The organism is Ciceribacter sp. T2.26MG-112.2 (assembly GCF_900492205.1).
Classification (GTDB): domain Bacteria; phylum Pseudomonadota; class Alphaproteobacteria; order Rhizobiales; family Rhizobiaceae; genus Allorhizobium; species Allorhizobium naphthalenivorans_A.
The window spans coordinates 65,477-90,127 of sequence record NZ_UEYQ01000003.1 but is presented as its reverse complement, the minus strand read 5'-3'; the positions used below and the strand labels follow the sequence as shown (position 1 = coordinate 90,127).

Genomic DNA, 24,651 nt, shown 5'->3' with positions numbered 1-24,651 from the left:
GCGTCACATGGATCCAAGCCGATACGACCAAAGCAAGATAGCCCGCATTGGTTGCGGCTGAGTCTACAACACAGGGGAATGGGTCGTTAATTCGAAGGAACCAGGACGAGCGGCGGATCCGCGAAAAGGGCGGATCTGCATGCTGCACATAAAGAGCGGTAGCCAAAAGCTCTTGTGGGAGGCCTCGCGCCCGCGCGCCTTGCCGTCCGCTATTCCTTGTGATTGTCCTTCAGCCAGTCGAGCCCCTTGCGCAACGTATCGACCGCCTGGTCGACCTCGGAACGGGAAATGATCAGCGGCGGCGAAAACAGCATGCGGTCGCCGGTGGCGCGCAGGATCACGCCATTGTCGACGCACTGGTTGCGCACCAGCGTGCCAACTTCGTCCGGCTTGGCGAAACGGCGACGGGTTGCCTTGTCGGCGGCGATCTGCACTGCGCCCATCAGGCCGACGCTGACGGCCTCGCCGACAAGGTCGTGATCCGTGAGCGACTGGAGCGCCTGTTGCAGATACGGTCCGATATCGTCGCGCACCCGCTCGACCAGGCCCTCTTCCTCGATGATCCGCAAATTCTCGATGGCGGCGGCGGCCGCCACCGGATGGCCGGAATAAGTGTAGCCGTGGTAGAAATCGCCGAGTTCCTCGATCATCACCTTGGCCACCCGCTCGGAGACCAGAACGCCGCCGATCGGCAGGTAGCCGGAGGATAGGCCCTTGGCGATCGGCGCGAGGTCCGGTTCGAAATCGTAATACTGATGGCCGAACCAGGTGCCGAGGCGACCGAAGCCACAGATGACTTCGTCGGCGACCAGCAGGATCTTGTATTTGGCGGCAATGCGCTTGATTTCCGGCCAGTAGGTCGAGGGCGGAACGATGACGCCACCGGCGCCCTGGATCGGTTCGGCGACGAAGGCGGCGACATTCTCCTCGCCAAGCTCGAGGATCTTGTCCTCCAGTTCCTTTGCCACCTTGAGACCGAATTCCTCCGGCGAAAGGTCACCGCCCTCGGCATACCAGTAGGGCTGGTTGATGTGGTGGATGCCCGGGATCGGCAGGTTGCCCTGTTCGTGCATCCATTTCATGCCGCCGAGCGAGGCGCCGGCGACCGTCGAACCGTGATAGGCGTTCTTGCGGGCGATCACCTGGGTCTTCGTTTCGTGGCCGAGCGCCTTCCAGTAGACCCGCGCCATGCGGAACCAGGTGTCGGAGGCCTCAGAGCCCGAATTGGTGAAGAAGACATGGTTGAGCTTGCCGCGCGTATGGCCGGCGATCTTCTGGGCCAAGAGCGTCGCCGGCGGGGTCGTCGTGCCGAAGAAGGTGTTGTAATAGGGCAGTTCCTGCATCTGCGCGTAAGCTGCATCGGCGATCGACTGGCGGCCGTAGCCGACATTGACGCACCACAGGCCGGCAAAGGCGTCGAGATACTGCTTGCCGTTGGAATCCCAAATATGCACGCCGTCGGCCCGGTTGATGATCTTGGTGCCGGCGTCGTTGAGCTTCTTCATGTCCGAGAAGGGGTGCAGATGATGGGCAGCGTCAATGGCACCGAGATTGGAAGGGGCAACGGCAGTCTTCGTCATGGCAAAAATCCTTGCGCAAGGTGCACTCGCAAGGACGGGCGCGCACCGGCGGCTCAAGGCCGGTCCGAGACGTCCTGCTTTTCCTTGCCTGATTGAAAGGCGGAAGTTTATCGGCTACGAACATGGCCTTCCAAAAAGCGTTTGGCAAGGGCGTCGAAAAGCCGCCGTCCCGGCCGCAATCGACCTTTCCGCCAGCCCAGCGAGAGCCCTTTTCATGACGAATGCATCCAAGGCCGCCGAACCCCTCGCAGCCGATCCCTCCGCGCGTATCGAAGTCCTGCTCGTCGGCATGAACGGCGACTTGCGGGGCAAGATGATCCCGATCAAGGCCGAGGACAAGGTCTGGAAGAACACGGTCAGGCTGCCTGCCTCCACCCAGTCGCTCGACATCTGGGGCGACGACAATGACGACATCACCAAGATCTCGCTGACGCTCGGCGATCCGGACGGCATCTGCGTGGCCGACCGCAATTCGCTGACCACCCTGCCCTGGGGCCCGGCCGGCTCCAAGCAGGTGCTGGCCACCATGCATACGCTCGACGGCAATCCGCACTACATCTGTCCACGCGCCATTCTCGCCAATGTGATGAAGCGCTTCGAGGCGCGTGGCCTCACGCCGGTCGTCGCCACCGAACTCGAGTTCTACGTGGTCGAGCCGGACTTCCGCGAGACCGGCAAGCCGATGCCGCCGAAGGCGCTGGTGATGAACGGCGAGGCCGAGGGCTTCCAGCTCTACGACATGCGCGCGACCGCGGCGATGGAGGATTTCCTCGGCACCGTGCGCCGCTATTGCGACGAGATGGGCCTGCCGGCAGATGCCACGACCGCCGAGTTCGGCGCAGGCCAGTTCGAGGTCAACCTGCTTCACAAGCCGGACGCCATGGCAGCGGCCGATGACTGCATCTACCTCAAGCGCGTCGTCGATTTCGCTGCACGCCGCCATGGCTTGAAGGCCACCTGCATGGCCAAGCCCTATGCCGACCAGGCGGGCTCCGGCCTGCATGTCCATGCCTCGATCCTCGACCGCGACGGCAAGAATATCCTCGACGCCAAGGGCGGCGATCCCGTCAAGCTGAAGTCGATCACGGCGGGCATGCTGAAGTCCATGCAGGACGCGCAGCTGATCTTTGCGCCGTTCGCCAATTCCTACCGGCGCTTCCAGCCGGGCTCGTTCGCGCCGGACAAGGTCGACTGGGGTTTCGGCAATCGCGGCACAGCGATCCGCATCCCGGACAGCGAAGGTCCGGCCGCCCGTGTCGAGCATCGCGTGGCCGGCGCCGACGCCCATCCGCACCTGCTGCTCGCCGCCATCCTCGGCGGCATCCTGCTCGGCCTCGACGCGGATCTCGATCCGGGTCCGGTGACGACGCCCGACAGCGCGCCGGAAAACCCGGCCATGCTGACCCACGATTTCCTCACCGCCGTCGATCGCTTCCGCAACTCGCCCTTCATCGCCGACGTCTTCGGCGCCGAATACCAGCGGATCTACGGCGAGACCAAGCGCAAGGAGGCGATCACCTACCTGCGGACAGTGTCGAGCTTCGACTACCAGACCTATCTGCCACGGATATGAACGCTAAGGTCCCAGGCTCGTCTCCGGGCCGATCTGGTGCCGCCAAGCCCGCTGGCCAGGAGAAAGTGCATCTCCGGCGGTGGGCGGATGCACCCGACTTGACGCCGGTCAAGTCCACACGCGCTGGTGTTACTTTTCGGCTACTCACTCGCCAAATAGATTCTGTCGAATTGTGTTTTCACTCATCGTGATATAACAATACAACCTCATTCAATGAGGGGATTCGAGTGATGGTCAAGCATCTCATCAGCACCGCTTTATTCGCGGCCTTAGTGACGCCGGTCGCGGCTGCGGATATGTCGACACCTCTGGACACAACAGTCGTCAGCGACTGGACCGGGTTTTATGTCGGCGGCCACTTAGGCGGCGGACGGTCTATCATCGACTGGACGTTCGACCCCATTGGTACCACCGCCGACCACGAGGGCGACGGTGTCCTCGGCGGCGCGCAGGTCGGATACAACTTCCAGTCCGGCGCCTGGGTGTTCGGTGCGGAAGCCGACATTTCCGCATCCGGCATAGAGGGCGACACTGACTGCCCCAACCCGGTCTTCACCTGCTCCAGCGAAGCGCAATGGCTTTCGACCGTTCGCGGTCGCATCGGCTATAGCTTCGACAATCTGCTGGTTTACGGCACCGGCGGTCTCGGCATCGGCCGCTTCGAGATGAGCACCGACGACGGAGCGGGCGACGACGGCAGCGACAGCAAGACCGATACCGGCTGGGTTGCCGGTGCGGGTGTCGAATACGCTTTCTCGCCGCGGTGGTCGGTCAAGGCGGAATACATGTATTACGACTTCGGCAGTTCCAGCTATGAAGTCTACCCGGGCTCGGACGCTGACATCGATCAGCGCTTCCACACCGGCAAGATCGGCGTGAATTTCAAGTTCTGATTGATCACTGTACGAACGCACATTCAAAAGGGCTGCCCGCGGGGCGGCCCTTTTTGCCTTTTGCGGGCCGGTTCAGAAGTCGCCGATGCTCAAGTCGGCCGGACGGCTATTGTCAACGACCAGCCGTGCATTGGGCAGGTCGTTGCCGTTGAGCTTCCAGTCGATGCCTGCGGCGTCGAGATTGTAGCCCTGCCAGCGGGCCGTCAGCCGTCGCTCCAACTCCTCCATGGAGGGGGAAACGAAAATCGAAAAATCGAAAAGCGGCGCCAGGCCGGACCACGGCGCCCGGTCCAAAAGCAGGTAATTGCCCTCGACCAGCACGATGCGGTCCTGCGGTGCGATGCTGCGGGCCGAGGCGATGGCGATCTCGCGGTCGCGATCGAACACCGGCACCAGCACGTCTTCGTCCCCTGCCCTCACTGCGCGCACGATGTCGGCAAAGCCGCGCACATCGAAGGTTTCCGGCGCGCCCTTGCGCGGCAAGAGGCCGCGTTCCGCAAGGATGCCATTGTCCATGTGGAAGCCGTCCATCGGCAGGACCACCGCACGTTCTTCGCGCGCGCAGAGTATCTCGGCCAGGCGCTCGGCGAGCGTCGACTTGCCGGCCCCCGGCGGCCCGGCGATCGCCACGAGAAAACGGCGCGCCCCTTCGGCGCGCCGTATGATGGTTGCGGTAATGTCGTCAGCCTTAAGGCTCATGCGGCGAGTGCCTCGCTCGGGGCTTCCTTGGCGCCGGTCATGAAGGCCACGGCGTCGGACATGGTATAGTCCTTCGGATTGACGACGCAAAGACGGCGGCCGAGCCTGTGAATGTGGATGCGGTCGGCGACTTCGAAGACATGCGGCATGTTGTGGCTGATCAGCACGATCGGGATGCCGCGCGAGCGCACGTCCTGGATGAGTTCCAGCACGCGGCGGCTTTCCTTGACGCCGAGTGCCGCCGTCGGCTCGTCGAGAATGATGACCTTGGAGCCGAAGGCTGCGGCGCGGGCAACGGCCACGCCCTGGCGCTGGCCGCCCGACAGCGTCTCTACCGCCTGGTTGATGTTCTGGATGGTCATCAGGCCGAGCTCGGAGAGCTTGTCGCGCGAGAACTTCTCCATGGCCGGACGGTCAAGCGAGCGGAAGACGCTGCCCATGATACCCGGCTTGCGCAGTTCGCGGCCGAGGAACATGTTGTCGGCGATCGACAGCGCCGGCGAGAGCGCAAGGTTCTGGTAGACGGTCTCGATGCCGGCCTTGCGCGCCTCGATCGGCGAGCGGAACTGCACGGTCTGGCCTTCCAGCCGGATCTCGCCCTCGTCCGGCGCAATCGCGCCGGAGATCGCCTTGATCATCGAGGACTTGCCGGCACCGTTGTCGCCGATGACAGCGAGGATCTCGCCCGGGTAGAGGTCGAAGTCGGCATTGTCGAGGGCGGTGACGCGACCGTAGCGCTTGACGAGGCCGCGAGCGGTGAGAATGGGTTCCTGAGCCATCAGCCTGCTACCTTTCTGATCCACTGGTCGATTGCCACGGCGGTGATGATGAGGACGCCGATCAAGAGATAGGTCCACTGCGGATCGGTGCCGATGAGGCGAAGGCCGAGCGAGAAGACGCCGACGATCAAAGCACCGAACAGCATGCCGAGGATAGAGCCGCGGCCACCGAAAAGCGAGATGCCGCCGATCACCACGGCCGTGATGCTCTCGATATTGGCGAACTGGCCGGCGGTCGGGGAAACCGAGCCGATGCGGCCGATGAGGGCCCAGCCGGCGAGCGCGCAGATCAGGCCCGACAGCGTGTAAACCGAGACCAGCATGCGCTTGACGTTGACGCCGGCGAGCTCCGCCGCATCCGGGTCGTCGCCGACGGCATAGACATGGCGACCCCAGGCAGTGCGGTTGAGCACGTACCAGAGCAGTGCCACGAGCAGGACCATGAAGATCACGCCATAGGTGAAGACGGCGCTGCCGATGCGCAGGTTCTGGCCGAAGAACTGCAGGATCGGCGCGTTGGCCGCGATGTCCTGGCTGCGGATCGTCTCATTGGCCGAATAGAGGAAGTTGGAGGCGAGCACGATCTGCCACATGCCGAGCGTGACGATGAAGGGCGGCAGCTTCATGCGGGCGACCAACTGGCCGTTGATCCAGCCGCAGGCCGCGCCGACGGCCAGGCCGCAGAGAACGGCGAGGGCCGGCGGCAGGCCGTAGCGGAAGGTGAACTGGCCCATGACCACCGACGACAGCACCATGATGGCGCCGACGGAAAGGTCGATGCCGGCGGTGAGGATCACCAGCGTCTGGGCGGCGCCGACAATGCCGACGATCGCCACCTGCTGCAGAATGAGGGTCAACGTGAAAGCGGAGAAGAATTTCCCCTGGAGCACCACGCCGAACACGACGAGCGACAGCACCAGCACGATCAGCGGCACCGCCGCCGGGCTCGAATGCAGGAAGTGCTGGAACTTCTGCAAGGGTGTCTTGTCATGGGTATCGAAGGAGGCGACCTGGGTCGAACTCCCGGTCAGTACCTTCTCGAATTCCTGGCTTGGTTGCGAAACCGGATCTGCAGACTGCATCGCATCGTCCTCCCTGGCTGTCCCGCGCGTGTCTCTGCTGGATTTGAGCGACCGGCCCTTAGCCCTATGGGCCGATCGCGTGAACCGTGATCGCGCGTTGCGGGGGACCTGACGTTCCCCCGCGCCGCTTTGCCGACGCGATCACGATCAAGTCAGGGCTTAGCCCCAGCACTTGTCCTTGCCGGTCTTGGTGTCGATCGACTCGACGCCGGCGGCCGGCTTGTCGGTGACGAGCGCCACACCGGTGTCGAAGAAGTTCTTGCCTTCGGTTGCGGCCGGCTTCTCGCCGGTGTCGGCGAACTTCTTGATCGCCTCGATGCCCATGGAGGCCATCAGCAGCGGATACTGCTGCGAGGTCGCGCCGATCACGCCTTCGGCGACATTCTGTACGCCCGGGCAACCGCCGTCGACCGAAACGATCAGCACGTCCTTCTCGCGTCCGACGGCCTTCAGCGCTTCATAGGCGCCGGCAGCGGCAGGTTCGTTGATGGTGTGCACGACGTTGATCGTCGGGTCCTTCTGCAGGAGGTTTTCCATGGCGGTGCGGCCGCCTTCCTCGTTGCCGTTGGTCACGTCATGGCCGACAATGCGCGGATCGCTCTCGTCGCCGATCTTGTTGATGTCGGCAACGTCGATGCCAAAACCCTTCATGAAGCCCTGGTTGCGCAGCACGTCGACCGACGGCTGCGACGGGGTCAGGTTGAGGAAGGCGATCTTGGCGTCCTTGGCGGCGTCGCCGAGCGTGGCGGCAGCCCATTTGCCGATCAGTTCGCCGGCCAGCAGGTTGTCGGTGGCAAAGGTCTGGTCGGCGGCGTCGATCGGCTCGAGCGGGGTGTCGAGGGCGATGACCAGCAGGCCGGCGTCGCGGGCCTTCTGAACGGCCGGGACGATGCCCTTGGTGTCGGACGCAGTCAAAAGGATGCCCTTGGCGCCGTCGGCGATGCAGGTTTCGATGGCGGCGACCTGGCTTTCCGAATCGCCGTCGATCTTGCCGGCATAGGACTTCAGCGTCACGCCGAGTTCAGCGGCCTTGGCGGTCGCGCCTTCCTTCATCTTGACGAAGAAGGGGTTGGTGTCGGTCTTGGTGATCAGGCAGGCCGAAACGTCGGCGGCGCTCGCCGGAGCCGCCAAAACGGTGCCGAGGGCAAGGGCAGCAAGCGAGGCGGCGAAAAGAGACTTCTTCATGTGATTCCTCCCGAAAAACGACAGATCCGGACCCTCCGGACCGTGAACGTGGACCCGATGCGCTCCCACGCCGGGTGGGCGATCCTCTTCGAGCCCGCCATTCCTCCACGCCCCATTAAGAACATCAGGGTTTCCTTATTGTCAATAAATAAATCCAGTTGAATTATTAATTCGCTGTGACATGCTGGCAGCCACGATCTATAAGACAGCCGGGAGCGACCGAAGGAGGAGCGGCCATGGCAGTGTCGGAAGGCCCGGGCGGGGCAAGCGAGCAATCGCCGTCGACCACTGCCGGCGGCGCCAACCAGGTGCGCGTGCGCGCCTATAACGAACGGCTGGTGCTGTCGCATGTCCGGCGCAACAGCGGCATATCGAAGGCCGAGATCGCCAGGCTCACCGGTCTATCTGCCCAGACCGTGTCGGTCATCATGCGGGCATTGGAAAAAGACGGCCTGCTGGTGCGCGGCAAGCCCGTGCGCGGCCGGGTCGGCCAGCCCTCGGTGCCGATGCATCTCAATCCCGATGCGGTGCTGTCGTTCGGCGTCAAGATCGGCCGACGCAGCGCAGATCTCGTCCTCATGGACTTCGTCGGCGCGATCCGCCTCAACCGTCACCTGACCTATCCCTATCCCAATCCGGCCGAAATCCTCGACTTCGTGGTCAGGGGGATCGGCGAACTGCAGCAGGAGCTTTCAGCCTCGCAGCGCAGCGCCATCGCCGGGGTCGGCATTGCCGCGCCCTTCGAGCTGTGGAACTGGGCGCGCGAGGTCGGCGCGCCGGACGGTGCGATGGAGGCCTGGCGCGGCTTTGATCTGCAGGCCGAGGTGGCGAGCCGCCTGCCCTATCCGGTCTACCTGCAAAACGACGCCACCAGCGCCTGCGGCGCCGAACTGGTGTTCGGCGTCGGTCCTCGCTATCCGGATTTCGTCTATTTCTATGTGGGTTCCTTCATCGGTGGCGGGATCGTGCTCAACTCCTCGGTCTTCGTCGGAAGAACCGGAACCGCCGGCGCGATCGGCCCGCTGCCGGTGCGCAACAAGCATGGCGAAACCCGGCAATTGCTGGAGATCGCCTCGATCTTCGTCCTTGAAAAACTGCTGCGCGAGCGCGGCATCGATCCGCAGCCGCTGTGGTATGCCGCCGATCAATGGATCGATTTCGGCGAGCCGCTGGACATCTGGGTCCGCGACTGCGCCGCAGCGCTGGCCCAGGCGATCGTCGCGGCCTCGTCGATCATCGACTTTTCCGCCGCCATCATCGACGGCGGCTTCCCGGACTGGGTGCGCGCCCGACTCGTCAGGGCGACGATCGAGGAGATCGGCAAGCTGGACCTGCAGGGCATTGTCTTTCCCGACATCATCGAGGGCGCGGTCGGTGCGCAAGCCCGCGCCATCGGCGGCGCCAGCCTGCCGATCTTTGCCCGCTATCTCATCGACCAGACCGTCTTGTTCAAGGAAATCGACCATGCTGAAGGGAATTGACCCGCTATTGAGCCCCGATCTGCTGGCGACGCTGCGCGCCATGGGCCATGGCGACGAGATCGCCGTCGTCGACGGCAATTACCCCGCCCTCGAGCATGCCAGGCGCCTGGTCCGCCTCGACGGCCATGGCATCGTCGCCGTGATCAACGCCATCCTCACCGTGCTGCCGATCGACGATTTCGTGCCCGAGGCGATCTTCCGCTCGACCGTCGGCGCGGACGCCGAGCGGCTCGACCCGATCCACCAGCAGATGATCGCCTGCTGCGCCCGGCATGAACCCGAACGCCGGGTGGTGCCGCTGGTCGGCCAGGATTTCTACAAAAGGGTCAAGGCTGCCCATACGGTGGTCCAGACGGGCGAGCCGGTCCTCTATGCCAACATCATCCTGCGCAAGGGTGTGATCTACCCGCAGACATAGCCGGGAACGACGGTTTGCGATCAAGCCGAAGGCGGAGCCGCCGCGGGCACCAGGACCTTGAGTTCTCCGGCATGCACCCGGATGTCGACATCGCGCGGCATCCGCAGCAATTCGCCGTCGACGACACAGAGCGCCCCGTGGCGGCGCTTGGGGAAATGCAGTCTCACGCGTTCGGCGGTGGTGGCGTTGACGGCCTCGTTGTCCTTCAGCCGACCGCGAAGAATGTCGAGCGCCAGTTTGGCAACACCGACCGGCTTCAACGGATCCGCCAGATAGACGCCGAGCTTGCCGCTGGTCAGGTCGTCCGCGAAGAAAAGCGGGTTCTCGCCGAACGGATTGTTGGATACCGAAATCGCCGAAACCACGCGATGCTCGTTTCGCCCGTCATGGTCGATGTCGAACACGACCTCGAAACGCGACGGGCGGAGCATGACGCCGAGCGCCGCGCGCGTGCTCGCCCGCATCTTGCCTAGTCGGGATGCAAAATCCATGGCATTGCGCATGCGCACCATGCGGGCATGCAGGCCGGCGGAAAACTGATGAACGAAGGGACGGTCATTGACCGTTGCGATATCGACGGACTGAACCCGCCCCTCGGAAAGCGTCTCAAGAACTGCGTGAATATCGAGCGGCAGCTTCAGCGAGCGGGCAAAGAGGTTCATCGTTCCTGCCGGGACGACGCCGAGCGGTATCCCCGCCTTCCAGGCGATGCCGGCGGCCGCCGAAATCGTGCCGTCGCCGCCTCCGGCGATCAGCGCGTCCAGCCCCTCTTCGCGTGCCGACGCCTCCAGCCGCTCCACCACGTCGCGCCCGGCCACCACGTCGAAGGAGATCTCATGGCCGGCGGCGCGGAAGATCTCGTCCGCGCGGGCGCAATAGGCGTCCATGTCGGTGGTCTTGAACGTGCCGCCGTCCCGATTGAATACCGCTTTGAGTTTCATGGATCCTTTTCCGCTCCGCCATCCGGCAGGAATTCCGCAGTTGCGGGCAGCACAAATCAACGCGGCGTGCCGGGAATGGTTTCGCCGCCACCCTCAAGATCGGGATACGCAGGGCGAAAATCAAGCGGCCGGGCACGTCGCCTTTGCCGCGCCGCACAAAAACATGATAGTCGCCAAATCAATTCCAGACAGATTCCCGCAACCGGCACACCCGGATGCCTTCACACCAGACCGCTCCTCCCTGCCCTTCCTCGACCGCAACGAAGCGGCCGACCCAAGGTGATCGCATGACCGACTGTACTGCCCTTCGTCCCGATATCGGAACCCTCGGCGAGACGGCCGCCGCAACGCCGGCGCTGACGCCGCTGATGATGATCCTGATCGAGATCGCGCTTGCCGCGGGCGGCTTCGGCATCGGCACCGGCGAATTCGTCATCATGGGGCTTTTGCCGGAGGTGGCGACGACCTATGGCGTGAGCGTTCCCGAGGCCGGCCGGGTGATCAGTGCCTACGCGCTCGGCGTGGTGATCGGCGCGCCGATCATTGCGGTTCTCGCCGCCAAGCTGTCGCGCCGCACCCTGCTCCTGGCCCTGATGGGCGTGTTCGCCATCGGCAATGTCATGAGCGCGCTGGCGCCCGACTTTCTCTCCTTCACCGCACTGCGCTTCATCACCGGCCTGCCGCACGGCGCCTATTTCGGCGTGGCGGCCCTGGTCGCCGCATCGATGGTGCCGCCGCATCGTCGCGCCCGCGCCGTGGGCCGCGTCATGCTCGGGCTCACCATCGCCACCCTGATCGGCACGCCGATCGCCACCTTGCTCGGCCAGATGATGAGCTGGCGGGCCGCCTTCCTGATGGTCGGCGCCATCGCCGTGCTGACCGTCGTGTTGATTGCGCTCTATTTGCCGAAGGACAAGGTGGCCGACGGCGCCAGCATCCGCCGCGAACTCGGCGCTTTCGGCCGGCTGCAGGTCTGGCTGACGCTCGCCGTCGCCGCCGTCGGCTTTGGCGGCATGTTTTCGATCTTCAGCTATATCGCCAAGACCACCACCGACACCGCCGGCCTTCCGGCCAGCATGGTGGCGATCGTTCTGGCGCTGTTCGGCATCGGCATGAATGTCGGCAATGTCGTGGGCAGCCGCATGGCCGATTATTCGCTGAAGGGCACGATCGGCGGCATGCTGGCCTTCAATGTCGTGCTGATGAGCATCTTTTCGCTGACGGCGCATGATCCCGTCATGCTGTGCATCTGCGTGTTTCTCACCGGCTGCGGCTTTGCCGCCTGCCCGGCCGTGCAGACCCGGCTGATGGATGTCGCGGCCGATGCCCAGACGCTCGCGGCGGCGTCCAACCACTCCGCCTTCAACATCGCCAATGCACTCGGCGCCTGGCTCGGCGGCCTCGTCATCACCTGGGGCTATGGCTATGGCGCGACCGGTTTTGTCGGCGCCGCATTGTCGGCGCTCGGGCTGGTGATCTTCCTGGTCTCGGTCATGATCGAGAAGCGCAGTTCAGGCCGCTGAGCGCGCAACCGCATCGACAGCATCCGCCGCCTCGTCCGGGAGGGCAACGGTCTTCACCCCGTTTCGACACTTCACGTGGCCCTTGCCCCAGGTGTCGAGCGCCAGGATCACCGGCTCAAGGCTCAGGCCGAGCGGGGTGAGCGAATAATCGACCCGCGGCGGCACGACGGCAAAGACCTTGCGCGCGACGATGCCGGCCTCCTCCAGCTCGCGCAGCTGCTTGGTCAGCATGCGCTGGGTCACGGCGGAGAGCCTGCGCCTGAGCTCGTTGAAGCGCAGCGTACCGTCGTTCAGCAGGTGATAGAGGATCACGCCCTTCCACTTGCCGTCGAGCAGGCTCAGGGTCGATTCGACCGGACAGCCGGGGAAATTGTTCGTCAGTTTGGCGCGCGGGCGGGACATCTACAGTATCCTTTTTGATACTACATACATTTTATGCCCCTATAGACAGAAAATGTGCATTCTTGCATCGTGAGAATATACGTAGCAATTGAAGGACGTGCAAACCTTCAAGGAGACTGTCCATGCGCGCCGTCGGCTACCAGACACCCCAACCCATCGCTGCGGAGACCTCGCTGGTCGATATCGACCTCCCCGTTCCGGAGGCCAGGGGCCATGACCTGCTGGTCGAGGTCAAGGCGGTTTCGGTCAATCCGGTCGACACCAAGGTCCGATCCGCCGCACAGCCGGAACCCGGCCAGCACCGCATTCTCGGCTATGACGCCTCGGGCGTGGTCAAGGCGGTCGGCGAAAACGTCACCCTGTTCAAGCCCGGCGACGAGGTTTTCTATGCCGGCGTGATCAACCGCCCGGGCACCAACAGCGAATTCCACCTGGTGGACGAGCGCATCGTCGGATTGAAGCCGAAGAGCCTGAGCTTCGCCGAAGCGGCTGCGATCCCGCTGACCGCGATCACCGCCTATGAAATGCTGTTCCATCGCCTCAAGGTGCGCGATGAAGTGGTTGGCGCCAATAACGCCCTGCTGGTCACCGGCGGCGCCGGCGGCGTCGGCTCGATGGCGATCCAGCTCGCCCGGACGCTGACCGATCTCACCATCATCACCACCACGTCGCGGCCCGAGACCAGCCAGTGGGTCAAGGATCTCGGTGCCCATCACGTGCTCGATCACAGCAATGCGCTCTCGCCGCAATATGCGGCACTCGGCATCGGCGCACCGGCTTTCGTCTTCTCGGTCACCCGCAGCGACCTGCATGCCGCCGATCTGCTGGCGATCATCGCGCCGCAGGGCCGCTTCGGCATCATCGACGAAATCAAGGGCGGCTTCGACGTCATGCCGTTCAAGGGCAAGGCCGTGTCGATCCACTGGGAATCGATGTTCACCCGCGCCGTCTTCCAGACGGCGGACATGATCGAGCAGCACAAGCTGCTCGGCCACGTCGCCGAACTGGTCGACAGCGGCCAGATCCGCACGACGCTGACCGAAACGCTGGGCACCATCAACGCCGCCAACCTGAAGAAGGCGCACGCCCTGATCGAGTCCGGCCGGACCAAGGGCAAGATCGTGCTCGAAGGCTTCTGACCACGGGAACGAGGCGGGGTTTGCTCCGCCTCGCAACCTGTCCAGCAATGTCAAATATTGCGTCATTTCTGTTATCGATATAGGCTTTCTCTTGCAATCGGAGAGCCTGCCATGAACGTCTCGCTGGGCGAACGCTGGGAAAAATTCGTCGAAAACACTGTAAAATCGGGGCGTTACGGCTCGGCGAGCGAAGTTGTGCGCGAAGGGCTGCGACTGGTCGAGGAACGCGAAACCAAACTGTCGGCGCTGCGTGAAACACTTGATCGCTCGATTGCTGCCGGCGGCGACATCAGCGACGAGGCGCTGGACGCTGAACTTGAGAAGAAGGCCGCTCAACTGACCGCCAAGGACGACTGACTTGGCCAGGCTCCGCTATCTCGACAGCGCCAGGGCCGACTTCCTTTCGATACTCGATTATGTCTACCGCGAGAGCGGGGACGTCGCTCTGGCCAGGCAGTTCGTGGAAAAGCTACGGGGACATTGCCGACACTTGGCGAGCCTGCCAGGCAATATGGGTCGGCCACAGCCGGAACTGCGTCCCGATGTTCGTAGCGTCGCCTTCGGCTCCTATATGATCTTCTTCCGCTATGTGGGCGACGACTTCCAGGTGATCAATGTTCTGGAGGGACACCGCGACATCGACGCCTATTTCGGTAAGACGGAATAGCTCACCCCTTGACCGCCGGCAGCTTCAGCGGGCCGCCGGTCTTGACGGAGCGGATGGCGAAGTTCGACTGGATGTCCGTGACATGCGGCAGGACCAGCAGTTTGTCGGTCAGAAGCGCCTCATAGGCAGCGAGATTCTCGACGACCACCTCGGCCATGAAATCGGAATGGCCGGAAATCATGTAGCAGCCGACCACTTCCGGCAGATCCTGCAGCGCCTGCTGGAAGGCTTGGGCATGTTCACGGGTGTGGTGCGCCACCTTGAAGGCGACGAAGACCGTCAACTCGAGGCCCAGCGCGCGCCGGTCTATATCGGCGCGGTAGCCGCGGATGATGCCGGCCTGCTCCAGCATGCGGATCCGCCTCAGGCAGGGAGACGGCGACAGATTGACCCGTTCGGCGATCTCGACATTGGTCGCCCGCGCATCGGCCTGCAGCGCCGCGAGGATGGCAAGATCGAATTTGTCGAGTTTTAGCATATCTACAACTTATGTTACCCTTCAACGCAATTTTGTGCCAATCAAGACGATCAGGCAAGCGTAAATGGCAAGGACACGCCAAGGGCGCCGAGGCTATTCTGGCCCCGTCTTTCCAGGAGTGCCTCATGACCGCTGCCAGCCCCGCCACCCGACCTCCGCTATCCGCCGGCCTCGGCGCCGCCTCTGCCCTGTCGGTCGTGCTGATCTGGGCGGCCTGGCTGATTTCGACGCGCCACAGCGTCGGCACCTCGCTTACCGCGCTCGACCTCAGCCTGCTGCGCTACGGCGTGCCTGCCCTCCTGCTTGCGCCCTTCTGGCTGCGCACCGGGCTATGGCCCAAGGGCACGCCGAAATGGACGTTGGTGCTGATGGTGCTCGGTTCCGGCGCGCCGTTCTTCCAACTGGTCGGCTTCGGCATGAAGGCGACGCCCGCCTCTGCCGCCGGCGTGCTCTTGCCCGGCGTCATGCCGCTGGCGGCAGCGCTGATCGGCATCCTGCTTCTGGGCGAACGACCCGACCGCATGCGCAAGCTCGGCATGCTGGCGATCCTGGCCGGTGGCGTCCTGCTGCTGGTGGACAATCTGTCATCCGGCCGCCTGTCCTGGGTCAGCTATACGGTCCTGCCGGCCGGCGCGACGCTCTGGGCGATCTACACCCACGCCTTCCGCAAGTCGGGGCTTTCGGCCTTCGAGGGCGGCGCGCTGATCTGCGTCTGGTCGACGATCATCAACCTTGCGCTCTTGCCCGTCCTCGGCACGCATCTGCTGACCGCGCCAATCGCAGAAACGGGGCTGCAATTCATCACGCAGGGTCTGCTCTCCGGCCTGCTGGCAACCGTTCTCTATGGTGCGGCGGTGCGCAGTCTCGGCGGGACGCAGGCCGCGGCCTATACCGCCGTCACGCCGGTTGCAGCGGCAATCGGCGGCGCGCTTCTGCTTGGCGAACCCTTGGGCGTCGTGACGATCGTCGCGACGCTGGTCACCGGTGCCGGCGTCCTGTTGTCGACCGGCCTGCTCTCGGCGCGGGCCGGCCGTTGAGGCTTGCTTCAATCGCACGCAGGCCTCAGGCCTGCAGCACCACGACCCGGCCGCCGACCTTGGCGCGCTCATAGAGGTCGATCACGTCGTGGTTCATCATGCGGATGCAGCCGGACGACATGGCCTGGCCGATCGACCAAGGCTGGTTGGTGCCGTGGATGCGGAACATGGTGTCGTTGCCGCCGCGATAGAGATAGAGCGCGCGGGCGCCGAGCGGATTGTTGATGCCGCCCGGCACGCCGCCAGCATATTTCATGTTCTTTTCCGGATTGGTGCGCAGCATATTGGGCGACGGCGTCCAGCTCGGCCATTCCGCCTTGCGGCCGATGGAGGCGACCCCGGCCAGCGCATAGCCATTGCGGCCGACGCCCACCCCGTAGCGCATGGCGCGGCCATTGCCGAGAACGTAATAGAGCCGGCGCGCCGGTGTGTCGACGACGATCGTGCCGGCCGGCTGGCTCGTCTCATAGGCGACCTCCTGGCGGCGCAGCTCCGGCTTGATCTTGTCGATCGGCACCTTCTTCAACGGATGCGGTTCATTCGGACGCGCATCATACATGGACTGCTGGCTCGGTCCGGTCTGGCAAGCGGCAAGCAGTAGCGGCAGGCCGATCAGCAGGCTGCGGCGGGAAATCGTCATTCTAGGCCCCCAGAAGAAGTGTCGAATATCGGGGTCCAGATTAGGTAGTTTATGGTTAACGCCCGGTTAAGCCGTTGAAGGGATGGTTAACCATGTTGGAGTTCGCAACCGGTCTCTCCCCGGCCCTTATACCGCTGTGACACCTGGCGGATTGCACAGCAAGGCGAAGCCGCCGCGAGACTAGGGGAAAACGACGGCAACATGCTAAATTTGACCATTGCCAATACTTGAGGGACTGGCAGACTGCGCCCCGCAATCGAGGGGGATATTTTCATGCAAAATTTCGTTACTGCGATGACTGCCACGACATGGTTCGGTTATCTCGCCCGTGTCGTTTTGACCTACATGTTCTGGGCGAGCGGTATTGCCAAGCTCGTCGATTTTCAAGGCGCCGTCGGGGAGATGGCCCATTTCGGTCTCAACCCGCCCGCCGCCTTCGCCGTCGCCACCATTGTCGTGCAACTCGTCGGTTCGGCGCTCATCATCCTTGATCGCTGGACCTGGCTCGGGGCCGGCATGCTCGGCGTCTTCACCGCTCTGACGATCCCGATCGCCCACACGTTCTGGACGATGGAAGAACCGTTCAAGACGATCGAGTTCTACGTGGTGATGGAACATATCACCGTCATCGGCGCGCTGATGGTGGTGGCATGGAAAGCGGAACGGTAGCGCCGCAGACACCCGCCGCAGACCTCCGAAAATGACAAAGGCCCGTTCGCGCTGCGAACGGGCCTCATGTCTTCAGGCGATTGCCCCCGCCAGATCAGACGCCGTCGATGACGTGGATCCAGCCGTGGCGGTCATTGCTCTGACCGCGCTGGATGCCGACCAGCGCGTCGCGCAGCCGTGTCGTGACCGGACCGGTCTCGCCGCCGCCGATCTGGAATTCGCCCTGCGGATACCGAACCGTGCCGATGGCGGCGACCACGGCGGCGGTGCCGCAGGCAAAGGCCTCCTTCAGCTTGCCGCTTGCCGCATCGGCCTTCCACTCGTCGAAGGAATAGGGCTTCTCGTTGACGGTCACGCCCTCTTCGCGGGCGAGCGTGATCAGCGACTTCCGGGTTATGCCGGGCAAAATCGTTCCGCCGAGCGGCGGGGTGACGATCGAGCCGTCGTCCATGACGAAGAACACGTTCATGCCGCCCAGTTCCTCGACCCACTTATGCTCGGCGGCATCCAGGAAAACGACCTGATCGCAGCCCTTGGCATAGGCTTCGGCCTGGGCGACGAGGCTTGCCGCATAATTGCCGCCGCACTTGGCAGCGCCGGTGCCGCCGGGTGCGGCGCGGGTATAGTCCTGCGACACCCAGATGCTGACCGGCTTGGCGCCGCCCTTGAAATAGGGCCCGACCGGGGATGCGATGACGCAGAAGATATATTCCTTCGACGGCCTAACCCCGAGGAAGGTCTCGCTGGCAAACATGAAGGGGCGCAGATAGAGGCTGCTACCCTCGGCCTTGGGGATCCATTTGGCATCAAGCTCGACCAGCTTCTCGACCGCTGCGAGGAAATCGGCCTCCGGCAGTTCCGGCATGGCCATGCGCCGCGCCGATTCGTTGAAGCGCCGGGCGTTTTCCTCCGGGCGGAACAGCACGGCGCGGCCGTCGGCGGTGCGGTAGGCCTTCATGCCCTCGAATATTTCCTGGGCATAGTGCAACACGCTCGAAGCCGGGTCGATCGCGAACGGCGCGCGGGCGGTAATTTCGGCGGAGTGCCAGCCTTTGCCCTCGCTCCAGCGGATCACCGCCATGTGATCGGTAAACAGCGTACCGAAACCGAGGTTCTCGAAGGCTGCGAGACGGTCTGCCTCGGGCATGGGGTTGGCGTTGGGCTTGATGTCGAAGGAAAGCGGCGCGGAATTCGATGGCATGAAGGGAAGCTTTCAACTGATCCTGAACATCGGCGCAAACTGCCCCTTTGCAGGGCATTTTTCAAGCCAGAACGACCAAGGATCGGTACGCCCGAGCGCGGCTCCACGGCAAGCCCGCATCGTGCGGGAGCGATTCGGAAGGGAGGCAAGGAAATAGCCCCGTCCGCGTCAGCGTGGACAGGGCCAATGCCTGCTTCGGTTCAGTGAGGCGAAACGCCCTCCGTACCCTCAAAATCACATGTTCGGATAGACCGGACCTTCGGCGCCCTGCGGCGGCACCCAGTTGATGTTCTGGTTCGGGTCCTTGATGTCGCAGGTCTTGCAGTGGACGCAGTTCTGCGCGTTGATCACGTAGACCTGTTCACCATCCTTCTCCACCCATTCATAGACGCCGGCCGGGCAATAGCGGGTCGACGGACCGGCGAAGACGCCGAGTTCCGAACGCTTCTGCAGATCCATGTCCTTGACCTGGAGGTGAACCGGCTGGTCTTCCTCATGGTTGGTGTTCGACAGGAACACCGACGACAGGCGGTCGAAGGTGAGCACGCCGTCCGGCTTGGGATAGGCGATCGGCTTGTGCTTCGCGGCCGGTTCAAGCGAGGCCGCGTCGGTCTTGCCGTGCTTCAGCGTGCCGAAGAAGGAGAAGCCGAACAGGGTATTGGTCCACATGTCGAGACCGCCCAGGCCGACGCCGAGCGCGGTGCCGAGCTTCGACCACAGCGGCTTGACGTTTCTGACGCGCCTCAGGTCCGTGCCGATATCGGTTGCGCGCCATTCGTTCTCGATCTCGACCGGCTCGTCATTGGCGCGGCCGCTCGCGATGGCTTCGGCGATCTTGTCGGCCGCCAGCATGCCGGACATCACGGCATTGTGGCTGCCCTTGATGCGCGGCACATTGACCAGGCCGGCGGAACAGCCGATCAGCGCGCCGCCCGGGAAGGAGAGCTTCGGCACCGACTGGTAGCCGCCTTCGGTGATGGCGCGGGCGCCATAGGACAGGCGCTTGGCCCCTTCGAAGGTCGGGGCGATCGTCGGATGGGTCTTGAAGCGCTGGAACTCCTCGAACGGGTAGATATAGGGGTTCTTGTAGTTCAGGTGGACAACGAAGCCGACTGCCACCAGATTGTCTTCCAGGTGATAGAGGAAGGAGCCGCCGCCGGTCTTCATGTCGAGCGGCCAGCCGAAGGAGTGCTGGACCAGACCCGGCTTGTGGTGTTCGGGCTTGACCTGCCAGAGTTCCTTCAGGCCGATGCCGAACTTCTGCGGCTCGCGATCCTTCGACAGGTCGAATTTGGCGATCAGTTGCTTGGCGAGCGAACCGCGCACGCCCTCGCCGATCAGCACATATTTGCCGAGCAGCTCCATGCCGCGGGTGTAGTTCGGGCCCGGCTCGCCATTCTTCTCGATACCCATGTCGCCGGTGGCGACGCCGATCACCGCGCCCTCACCGTTGTAGAGCAGTTCGGTCGCGGCAAAGCCCGGATAGATCTCGACACCCAGCGCCTCGGCATGGGTGGCGAGCCAGCGACAGACATTGCCCAGCGAGACGATGTAATTGCCGTGATTGTTCATCAGCGGCGGCATGAACATGTTCGGCAAACGGATCGAGCCGGCCGGTCCGAGGAACAGGAACTGGTCGTCCTTTACCTGGGTCTTGAACGGATGATCGGTCTCCTCGCGCCAGTCCGGCAGCAGCTTGTCGATGCCGACCGGGTCGACCACGGCGCCAGACAGGATATGCGCGCCGACTTCCGAGCCCTTTTCCAAGACCACGACAGTGAGCTCGGGATTGACCTGTTTCAGGCGAATTGCCGCCGACAGGCCGGCAGGGCCGGCGCCGACGATGACCACGTCGAATTCCATGCTCTCGCGTTCGGGCAGTTCCAGTTGCTCGCTCATCGTCTCTCTCCGCTCGGCCGATCCCAGTCTTCGGCCTCTTCCTTGTCAAAACACAAGCGCCTTGTCGAGCCGCGATGCGACATGCCGTGGCTCGAAATAATGGCTTGGCGATATTCCCGGACAGAATATCTAACGCTTACGTTAACGTCAATGTTTCGTCCGAAGATCAACGCTCCGGAGCCGATCCGGCTTTGGCCAATTCGGCCCCTGCGCGGCTTGGTGATTGTCCCCGGCGCCGCTGCAAACTAAACATCGCCGGAAGGGGCTCGAACCGCGCGACGCCCGACGACACAGGATCTGCACGAATGCCCCAAAGACCAGGAACCCGGTTCACCGCGACGGAACTGCTGGAGAGGCTGGCCGGCCTTCATCCCGATCTCCTGATCCTTGGTCCGGCAGACCTGCAGGGCCGGCATCCGGGCGAACATGCCGAGAATTTAGCCGGCGGCGTGATGGCGCAGCCCGGTTCGACGGCGGCGGCAGCCGCTCTGGTTTCGTGGTGCGCCGCGCATGACGTCGCCATCGTGCCGCAGGGCGGGCTGACCGGTCTCGTCGGCGGCAATGTCAGTCATGCCGGCGAGGTGATCCTCTCCTCTGCCCGACTGAACCGGATCGTCGCCATCCATCCGGAGGAAATGACGGTCGTGGTGGAGGCCGGCGTGCCGCTCGAGACGCTGCAGCAGGCGATCGCCGCCCATGGGCTGACCACCGGCATCGACCTCGGCTCGCGCGGTTCGGCCACGATCGGCGGCATGGTCTCGACCAATGCCGGCGGCATTCTCGCCTTCCGCAACGGCGTGATGCGCCACCAGGTCCTCGGCCTCGAGGCGGTGCTGCCGTCCGGCGCCGTGTTTTCCGACCTCACCCGCGTGGTGAAAGTCTCGGCCGGACCGGACCTCAAGCACCTGTTCATCGGCGGCGAAGGCGCCTTCGGTTTTGTCACCCAGGTGGTGCTGAAGCTGGAGCCGCAGCGGCCCGCCCGCGCCACCGCCTTTCTCGGCGTGGCCGATGCGGCCGCAGCACTTGCCGTCATCCGGCATTTCCGCAGCCTCTCCTCCGTGACGCTCGAAGGCGCGGAAATGATGTGGCCGCGCTATATCCGCGACGGCGCGGCGCTCAAGGGTTTCGATCTCTCCTGGCTGGAAGACGGCGCCGCGGCCCTGCTGATCGAGGTCTCGGCGGAAACGGTCGAGGCGGCGACGGCAGCCCTGGAACAGGGACTTGAAACGCTCTGGGAGCCGGCCGGCCTCAAGGGCGGCGTGATCGCCCAGTCGCTCGACCAGGCGAAAAAGTTCTGGGACATTCGCGAGGATTCAGGCTTCTACTATCCGGCGATCCCGCACGCCCCTTCCTTCGACATCTCGGTGCCGCCGACCTATCTCGACGCCTATGTCGCCGGCCTCGACTCCCGGCTGAAGGCGATCGATCCGAGCTTTGAGGCCTATGTCTACGGCCATGTCGCCGACGGCAACCTGCATCTCACTCTGATCAAGCCAGGCCCGTTGCCTGTGGACGAACTTCTGGCCGTGGAAAACGCCATCTACACCGGCATCGTCGAGGCCGGCGGCTCGTTTTCCGCCGAACACGGCGTCGGCACCGAAAAACGCCACGCTTACGAGACCTTCGCCTCGCCGGAAAAGCAGGCGCTGGCGCGGACGATCAAGCAGGCGATTGATCCGAAAGGGATCCTCAATCCGGGCAAGGTGCCGTTCTGACTTTGCATGCGGAACTGGCCGTTCCGAGAAAATAGCTGTCCTTTACGCGTTGGCGCGGCTGGTCGTCGTCTGGCAATCATGGGTTTCGGGAAGATATGCCGTTAGCACTTCCCCTCATTGAAGCGAGACACCGAAAGGACTGCCCATGCTCGTCGCCCATGTGCGCTTCCGCGTATCCGAAGACGACCGCCAGCAGGCGCTCGATATCCTGATGACGAACGCCCCCGCCATCCGCGCCACGAAAGGTTGCCTGGCCTTTGTTCCATTCCTCGATCCGACCGACCGGCAGGGTCTTGGCGTGCTGCACGAATGGCAAAGCGGTGAAGACTTTGCAGCCTATGTCGCCTCGCCCGCATTTGTCGAAACAGCCGCGATCCTGCGTCCCCTGATGACGGCGGCGCCGGTCAGCCGTCGCTTTGACGCGAGGCTGATCGAGACGGTAAACTGAACGCATGAGACCGGACGCCTATTGTTTTCACCAGAGTTTCGAGCCCGCCGGCCCCTCCGAATTCCGGATGGACCGGCACTATCTGCTCTATGCGATGGAAGGAACGATCCGGCTGGAAGCGAACGGCCGGCGCTGGACCCTGCCGCCAGCGCGCGCGGCACTGATTACGGCCGGCCATCCGATCACGATTTCGATCCTGTCCCGGCTGACCTGCGCATCGGTGCTCTATACGCACGCATTTGCACCCCCTCCACCGCAGGTTCTGTCGGTGTTCGATGTCTCGCCGCTGGCCCGCGAACTGATCGCCGAATGCCGCGAATGGGGTCTGGAAAGCGGCCCGCTGTCGCCCTATGCGCAGAGGATCTTCGAAACGCTGGTGGCCGTTTGCATGAGACTCGCCGAAACGCCGAGCCCTTGCGTGCTGCCGGCACCGGCGAGCCCCGCCCTTGCCCGGGCGCTGGCACTGACCGAGGAACTGGCTGACGGCACCCCCGTTTTTGCCGAAATCGCCAAGGCCACCGGCCAGTCTCCCCGCGCGCTCGCCCGCCGTTTCTCGACGGAGATGGGGATGACCTGGCGCGAGGCGCTTCGGCGCATCCGCCTGATCCGCGCGGTCGAGGCGCTGGCCTCCAGCGACGCGCCAATCACCGAGATCGCGCTTGGCGTCGGCTACAATTCTCTGTCGGCCTTCAATACAGCCTTCCGCGACTTGATGGGCAAGGGCCCGCGCGAGTACCGCGCGAGCTTCCGGGATTGACAAGACCCGCCGGGACCGCTCCTGCCGTCTGCCTGCCGCGCGGCGCTCGCACCACGACGGCGCCACAGGGTGTCCGAACCAGGCGACGCCCTCGCGCTTTTCCCTTCCCAAAGCTGCGGGCCACCCTATAACCTTCCCTCCGACACCGCTTGCGGCGGACACAAACACCAGGGAAGGAAACAGACATGGATCTCGGAATTTCGGGCAAGCGGGCGCTTGTGCTCGCCTCGTCGCGCGGGCTTGGGCTCGGCATTGCCAAGGCGCTCGCCGATGAGGGCGCGCATGTGCTCTTGTGCGGTCGCAGCGCCGACAAGCTGAAGGCCAATGCCGACGCCATCAATGCCGAAGGCCGCGGCAAGGCCGACTGGGTCGAGGCGGATCTGTCCGACGCCAATTTCGTCGACACCATGCTCGCCGCCGTCCATCACAAGCTCGGCGGCATCGACATCCTGGTCAACAATACCGGCGGCCCCACCCCGGGCACGGCCGAGGAGATGACGGCGGAAAAGCTCTACAATTTCTTCCAGTCGATGGTGGTGCGCGTCATCACGCTCACCAATGCACTCCTGCCGCTGATGCAGACGCAAGGCTTCGGCCGCATCCTCACCGTCGCCTCGTCCGGCGTCTTCGAGCCGATCCCCAACCTGGCGCTGTCCAACACGCTGCGCGCAGCTCTGGTCGGCTGGAACAAGACGCTTGCGACCGAGGTCGCCTCCTACGGCGTCACCGCCAACATGCTGCTGCCGGGCCGCATTCATACCGACCGGATCGATGAACTGGACGCCGCCAATGCCAAGAAGGCCGGCAAGACGGTCGACGAGGTGCGTGCCGCATCGGTAAAGTCGATCCCGGCCGGCCGTCTCGGCAAGGTCGAGGAATTTGCCGCCGCCGCCGCCTTCCTGTGCTCGGTGCCTGCCTCCTATGTCACGGGCACGATGATGCGGGTCGATGGCGGAGCGTCAAAGTCGATCTGAACGACGCCAGCACACCCGGCCGATGGAGCCCCGCGACACCCTGTGTTCGCGGGGTTTTTGCTTTATTAGCCCCCCAAGTATGAGCGGAGGGATTTCGCTGGTGTCCGGCTCAGACTCGACTATAGTGGGTGCGACAAATTGTTCCATGGGAGGAGAGACTATTGGGGCAGATTCGCCAATTATTCACCGTCGTCGGGGCCCTGACGCTGCTTGTCGGAATAGCCTGGGTGGCCCATGGTACCGGCCTGTTCCGCCTGCCCGGCACTGACTTCATGCCAAACGAAAGCGTGTGGACGATCAACGGCTTGCTGGTCGCAGCCTTCGGCCTGGTGGTCTTCGTCGGCGCCCGCTGGTTCCTGCGCCGGGAGCATTCGACGGCAAACTGACGGTCGTGCCCGGCCAGGTCGGACCTAGATTCACGGCCGCGCCGCCGGCGCGGTCGGTTGCGCTTCAGAAGGATCACGTGCCATG

At 63.9% G+C, this 24,651-nt stretch carries 27 protein-coding genes; 16 read left to right on the top strand and 11 right to left on the bottom strand.

Going from position 1 to position 24,651, the window contains the following annotated elements; all coding sequences use genetic code 11:
• Window positions 1–209: 209 nt before the first annotated feature.
• Window positions 210–1,580, bottom strand: a complete 1,371-nt coding sequence (locus DYZ14_RS06115; RefSeq protein WP_154719883.1) for an aspartate aminotransferase family protein — start codon at window positions 1,578–1,580, stop codon at window positions 210–212.
• Window positions 1,581–1,794: 214 nt separating this feature from the next.
• Between DYZ14_RS06115 and DYZ14_RS06110 the strand changes: the two genes are divergently transcribed.
• On the top strand, window positions 1,795–3,153 hold the full coding sequence (locus DYZ14_RS06110) for a glutamine synthetase family protein (RefSeq protein WP_154719882.1): 1,359 nt from the start codon (window positions 1,795–1,797) through the stop codon (window positions 3,151–3,153).
• Between the two features lie 230 nt (window positions 3,154–3,383).
• Window positions 3,384–4,046 (top strand): outer membrane protein, encoded by a 663-nt coding sequence (locus DYZ14_RS06105; RefSeq protein ID WP_154719881.1) that lies wholly within the window; start codon window positions 3,384–3,386, stop codon window positions 4,044–4,046.
• Window positions 4,047–4,118: 72 nt separating this feature from the next.
• Here DYZ14_RS06105 and DYZ14_RS06100 read toward each other — a convergent pair whose 3' ends face one another.
• The 4 genes from DYZ14_RS06100 to DYZ14_RS06085 form a co-directional block, all read right to left on the bottom strand.
• Window positions 4,119–4,745: a nucleoside triphosphate hydrolase gene (locus tag DYZ14_RS06100; RefSeq protein ID WP_154719880.1), complete on the bottom strand. Its 627-nt coding sequence runs from the start codon at window positions 4,743–4,745 to the stop codon at window positions 4,119–4,121.
• Window positions 4,742–5,524 (bottom strand): ATP-binding cassette domain-containing protein, encoded by a 783-nt coding sequence (locus DYZ14_RS06095; RefSeq protein WP_154719879.1) that lies wholly within the window; start codon window positions 5,522–5,524, stop codon window positions 4,742–4,744. Before DYZ14_RS06095 ends, DYZ14_RS06100 begins: the two co-directional genes overlap by 4 nt.
• Window positions 5,524–6,606, bottom strand: coding sequence for an ABC transporter permease (locus tag DYZ14_RS06090; protein ID WP_154719878.1), 1,083 nt, complete (start codon window positions 6,604–6,606; stop codon window positions 5,524–5,526). Before DYZ14_RS06090 ends, DYZ14_RS06095 begins: the two co-directional genes overlap by 1 nt.
• 159 nt (window positions 6,607–6,765) lie before the next feature.
• The gene (locus tag DYZ14_RS06085; protein ID WP_154719877.1) at window positions 6,766–7,791 is read right to left on the bottom strand and encodes a sugar ABC transporter substrate-binding protein; all 1,026 of its coding nucleotides are present in this window, start codon (window positions 7,789–7,791) and stop codon (window positions 6,766–6,768) included.
• A gap of 236 nt (window positions 7,792–8,027) precedes the next feature.
• Here DYZ14_RS06085 and DYZ14_RS06080 point away from each other — a divergent pair, with 236 nt between their 5' ends.
• Together DYZ14_RS06080 and DYZ14_RS06075 are read left to right on the top strand one after the other, a co-directional pair.
• Window positions 8,028–9,272, top strand: a complete 1,245-nt coding sequence (locus tag DYZ14_RS06080; RefSeq protein WP_154719876.1) for an ROK family transcriptional regulator — start codon at window positions 8,028–8,030, stop codon at window positions 9,270–9,272.
• The gene (locus tag DYZ14_RS06075; RefSeq protein ID WP_154719875.1) at window positions 9,256–9,690 is read left to right on the top strand and encodes an RbsD/FucU family protein; all 435 of its coding nucleotides are present in this window, start codon (window positions 9,256–9,258) and stop codon (window positions 9,688–9,690) included. Before DYZ14_RS06080 ends, DYZ14_RS06075 begins: the two co-directional genes overlap by 17 nt.
• 20 nt (window positions 9,691–9,710) lie before the next feature.
• On the opposite strand, the gene DYZ14_RS06070 is transcribed toward DYZ14_RS06075, so the two are convergent.
• Entirely contained in the window at window positions 9,711–10,631 is a 921-nt protein-coding gene (locus DYZ14_RS06070) for a diacylglycerol/lipid kinase family protein (protein WP_154719874.1), read from the bottom strand.
• Here DYZ14_RS06070 and DYZ14_RS06065 point away from each other — a divergent pair.
• Both DYZ14_RS06065 and DYZ14_RS06060 read left to right on the top strand, forming a co-directional pair.
• Complete coding sequence (locus DYZ14_RS06065; protein WP_154719873.1) at window positions 10,621–10,914, top strand: hypothetical protein; 294 nt, start codon at window positions 10,621–10,623, stop codon at window positions 10,912–10,914. The two genes, DYZ14_RS06070 and DYZ14_RS06065, sit on opposite strands and share 11 nt — an antisense overlap.
• A 4-nt stretch (window positions 10,915–10,918) precedes the next feature.
• A complete protein-coding gene (locus tag DYZ14_RS06060; protein WP_154719872.1) occupies window positions 10,919–12,154 on the top strand; it encodes an MFS transporter in 1,236 nt (411 codons plus the stop codon).
• On the opposite strand, the gene DYZ14_RS06055 is transcribed toward DYZ14_RS06060, so the two are convergent.
• Window positions 12,143–12,556, bottom strand: coding sequence for a winged helix-turn-helix transcriptional regulator (locus tag DYZ14_RS06055; protein WP_154719871.1), 414 nt, complete (start codon window positions 12,554–12,556; stop codon window positions 12,143–12,145). The genes DYZ14_RS06060 and DYZ14_RS06055 overlap by 12 nt on opposite strands.
• Window positions 12,557–12,678: 122 nt before the next feature.
• On the opposite strand from DYZ14_RS06055, the gene DYZ14_RS06050 reads away from it, so the two are divergent.
• From DYZ14_RS06050 to DYZ14_RS06040, 3 genes are all read left to right on the top strand, one after another.
• Window positions 12,679–13,695 (top strand): zinc-binding alcohol dehydrogenase family protein, encoded by a 1,017-nt coding sequence (locus tag DYZ14_RS06050; protein ID WP_154719870.1) that lies wholly within the window; start codon window positions 12,679–12,681, stop codon window positions 13,693–13,695.
• 111 nt (window positions 13,696–13,806) lie between these two features.
• On the top strand, window positions 13,807–14,052 hold the full coding sequence (locus tag DYZ14_RS06045; protein WP_154719869.1) for a type II toxin-antitoxin system ParD family antitoxin: 246 nt from the start codon (window positions 13,807–13,809) through the stop codon (window positions 14,050–14,052).
• A 1-nt stretch (window position 14,053) separates the two neighbouring features.
• On the top strand, window positions 14,054–14,362 hold the full coding sequence (locus DYZ14_RS06040; protein WP_154719868.1) for a type II toxin-antitoxin system RelE/ParE family toxin: 309 nt from the start codon (window positions 14,054–14,056) through the stop codon (window positions 14,360–14,362).
• A gap of 1 nt (window position 14,363) precedes the next feature.
• On the opposite strand, the gene DYZ14_RS06035 is transcribed toward DYZ14_RS06040, so the two are convergent.
• Window positions 14,364–14,840, bottom strand: a complete 477-nt coding sequence (locus DYZ14_RS06035) for an Lrp/AsnC family transcriptional regulator (RefSeq protein WP_154719867.1) — start codon at window positions 14,838–14,840, stop codon at window positions 14,364–14,366.
• A 125-nt stretch (window positions 14,841–14,965) separates the two neighbouring features.
• Between DYZ14_RS06035 and DYZ14_RS06030 the strand changes: the two genes are divergently transcribed.
• Window positions 14,966–15,877 (top strand): DMT family transporter, encoded by a 912-nt coding sequence (locus tag DYZ14_RS06030; RefSeq protein WP_154719866.1) that lies wholly within the window; start codon window positions 14,966–14,968, stop codon window positions 15,875–15,877.
• A 25-nt stretch (window positions 15,878–15,902) separates the two neighbouring features.
• Here DYZ14_RS06030 and DYZ14_RS06025 read toward each other — a convergent pair whose 3' ends face one another.
• Window positions 15,903–16,517 (bottom strand): L,D-transpeptidase, encoded by a 615-nt coding sequence (locus tag DYZ14_RS06025; protein ID WP_154719865.1) that lies wholly within the window; start codon window positions 16,515–16,517, stop codon window positions 15,903–15,905.
• A gap of 273 nt (window positions 16,518–16,790) precedes the next feature.
• Here DYZ14_RS06025 and DYZ14_RS06020 point away from each other — a divergent pair, with 273 nt between their 5' ends.
• Window positions 16,791–17,186 carry a DoxX family protein gene (locus DYZ14_RS06020; RefSeq protein WP_154719864.1) on the top strand — a complete coding sequence of 132 codons (396 nt, stop codon included), beginning with the start codon at window positions 16,791–16,793 and terminating at the stop codon, window positions 17,184–17,186.
• 94 nt (window positions 17,187–17,280) lie between these two features.
• Here the strand turns inward: DYZ14_RS06020 and DYZ14_RS06015 are convergent, their stop codons facing one another.
• Together DYZ14_RS06015 and DYZ14_RS06010 are read right to left on the bottom strand one after the other, a co-directional pair.
• On the bottom strand, window positions 17,281–18,387 hold the full coding sequence (locus DYZ14_RS06015) for a branched-chain amino acid aminotransferase (RefSeq protein ID WP_154719863.1): 1,107 nt from the start codon (window positions 18,385–18,387) through the stop codon (window positions 17,281–17,283).
• A 234-nt stretch (window positions 18,388–18,621) separates the two neighbouring features.
• On the bottom strand, window positions 18,622–20,286 hold the full coding sequence (locus DYZ14_RS06010) for an electron transfer flavoprotein-ubiquinone oxidoreductase (RefSeq protein ID WP_154719862.1): 1,665 nt from the start codon (window positions 20,284–20,286) through the stop codon (window positions 18,622–18,624).
• 305 nt (window positions 20,287–20,591) lie between these two features.
• Here DYZ14_RS06010 and DYZ14_RS06005 point away from each other — a divergent pair, with 305 nt between their 5' ends.
• The 5 genes from DYZ14_RS06005 to DYZ14_RS05985 all read left to right on the top strand — a co-directional run bounded on the left by DYZ14_RS06005 (window position 20,592) and on the right by DYZ14_RS05985 (window position 24,566).
• Window positions 20,592–22,001, top strand: a complete 1,410-nt coding sequence (locus tag DYZ14_RS06005) for an FAD-binding oxidoreductase (RefSeq protein ID WP_154719861.1) — start codon at window positions 20,592–20,594, stop codon at window positions 21,999–22,001.
• A gap of 145 nt (window positions 22,002–22,146) precedes the next feature.
• Window positions 22,147–22,449 carry a putative quinol monooxygenase gene (locus tag DYZ14_RS06000; protein ID WP_154719860.1) on the top strand — a complete coding sequence of 101 codons (303 nt, stop codon included), beginning with the start codon at window positions 22,147–22,149 and terminating at the stop codon, window positions 22,447–22,449.
• A gap of 4 nt (window positions 22,450–22,453) precedes the next feature.
• Entirely contained in the window at window positions 22,454–23,206 is a 753-nt protein-coding gene (locus tag DYZ14_RS05995) for a helix-turn-helix domain-containing protein (protein ID WP_154719859.1), read from the top strand.
• Window positions 23,207–23,391: 185 nt separating this feature from the next.
• Window positions 23,392–24,180 carry an SDR family oxidoreductase gene (locus DYZ14_RS05990; protein ID WP_154719858.1) on the top strand — a complete coding sequence of 263 codons (789 nt, stop codon included), beginning with the start codon at window positions 23,392–23,394 and terminating at the stop codon, window positions 24,178–24,180.
• A 161-nt stretch (window positions 24,181–24,341) separates the two neighbouring features.
• The gene (locus DYZ14_RS05985; RefSeq protein WP_154719857.1) at window positions 24,342–24,566 is read left to right on the top strand and encodes a hypothetical protein; all 225 of its coding nucleotides are present in this window, start codon (window positions 24,342–24,344) and stop codon (window positions 24,564–24,566) included.
• Window positions 24,567–24,651 lie beyond the last annotated feature (85 nt).

Bases quoted from the DNA above. Each gene is read 5' to 3' on its own strand.
- DYZ14_RS06035 (WP_154719867.1), bottom strand. From the start codon at position 14,840: ATGCTAAAACTCGACAAATTCGATCTTGCCATCCTCGCGGCGCTGCAG.
- DYZ14_RS06015 (WP_154719863.1), bottom strand. From the start codon at position 18,387: ATGCCATCGAATTCCGCGCCGCTTTCCTTCGACATCAAGCCCAACGCC.
- DYZ14_RS06025 (WP_154719865.1), bottom strand. From the start codon at position 16,517: ATGACGATTTCCCGCCGCAGCCTGCTGATCGGCCTGCCGCTACTGCTT.
- DYZ14_RS05995 (WP_154719859.1), top strand. From the start codon at position 22,454: ATGAGACCGGACGCCTATTGTTTTCACCAGAGTTTCGAGCCCGCCGGC.
- DYZ14_RS06090 (WP_154719878.1), bottom strand. From the start codon at position 6,606: ATGCAGTCTGCAGATCCGGTTTCGCAACCAAGCCAGGAATTCGAGAAG.
- DYZ14_RS06110 (WP_154719882.1), top strand. From the start codon at position 1,795: ATGACGAATGCATCCAAGGCCGCCGAACCCCTCGCAGCCGATCCCTCC.
- DYZ14_RS06080 (WP_154719876.1), top strand. From the start codon at position 8,028: ATGGCAGTGTCGGAAGGCCCGGGCGGGGCAAGCGAGCAATCGCCGTCG.
- DYZ14_RS06055 (WP_154719871.1), bottom strand. From the start codon at position 12,556: ATGTCCCGCCCGCGCGCCAAACTGACGAACAATTTCCCCGGCTGTCCG.
- DYZ14_RS06045 (WP_154719869.1), top strand. From the start codon at position 13,807: ATGAACGTCTCGCTGGGCGAACGCTGGGAAAAATTCGTCGAAAACACT.
- DYZ14_RS06095 (WP_154719879.1), bottom strand. From the start codon at position 5,524: ATGGCTCAGGAACCCATTCTCACCGCTCGCGGCCTCGTCAAGCGCTAC.
- DYZ14_RS06085 (WP_154719877.1), bottom strand. From the start codon at position 7,791: ATGAAGAAGTCTCTTTTCGCCGCCTCGCTTGCTGCCCTTGCCCTCGGC.
- DYZ14_RS06115 (WP_154719883.1), bottom strand. From the start codon at position 1,580: ATGACGAAGACTGCCGTTGCCCCTTCCAATCTCGGTGCCATTGACGCT.
- DYZ14_RS06010 (WP_154719862.1), bottom strand. From the start codon at position 20,286: ATGAGCGAGCAACTGGAACTGCCCGAACGCGAGAGCATGGAATTCGAC.
- DYZ14_RS06100 (WP_154719880.1), bottom strand. From the start codon at position 4,745: ATGAGCCTTAAGGCTGACGACATTACCGCAACCATCATACGGCGCGCC.
- DYZ14_RS06000 (WP_154719860.1), top strand. From the start codon at position 22,147: ATGCTCGTCGCCCATGTGCGCTTCCGCGTATCCGAAGACGACCGCCAG.
- DYZ14_RS06020 (WP_154719864.1), top strand. From the start codon at position 16,791: ATGCAAAATTTCGTTACTGCGATGACTGCCACGACATGGTTCGGTTAT.
- DYZ14_RS06030 (WP_154719866.1), top strand. From the start codon at position 14,966: ATGACCGCTGCCAGCCCCGCCACCCGACCTCCGCTATCCGCCGGCCTC.
- DYZ14_RS06070 (WP_154719874.1), bottom strand. From the start codon at position 10,631: ATGAAACTCAAAGCGGTATTCAATCGGGACGGCGGCACGTTCAAGACC.
- DYZ14_RS06105 (WP_154719881.1), top strand. From the start codon at position 3,384: ATGGTCAAGCATCTCATCAGCACCGCTTTATTCGCGGCCTTAGTGACG.
- DYZ14_RS05990 (WP_154719858.1), top strand. From the start codon at position 23,392: ATGGATCTCGGAATTTCGGGCAAGCGGGCGCTTGTGCTCGCCTCGTCG.
- DYZ14_RS06005 (WP_154719861.1), top strand. From the start codon at position 20,592: ATGCCCCAAAGACCAGGAACCCGGTTCACCGCGACGGAACTGCTGGAG.
- DYZ14_RS06075 (WP_154719875.1), top strand. From the start codon at position 9,256: ATGCTGAAGGGAATTGACCCGCTATTGAGCCCCGATCTGCTGGCGACG.
- DYZ14_RS06050 (WP_154719870.1), top strand. From the start codon at position 12,679: ATGCGCGCCGTCGGCTACCAGACACCCCAACCCATCGCTGCGGAGACC.
- DYZ14_RS06060 (WP_154719872.1), top strand. From the start codon at position 10,919: ATGACCGACTGTACTGCCCTTCGTCCCGATATCGGAACCCTCGGCGAG.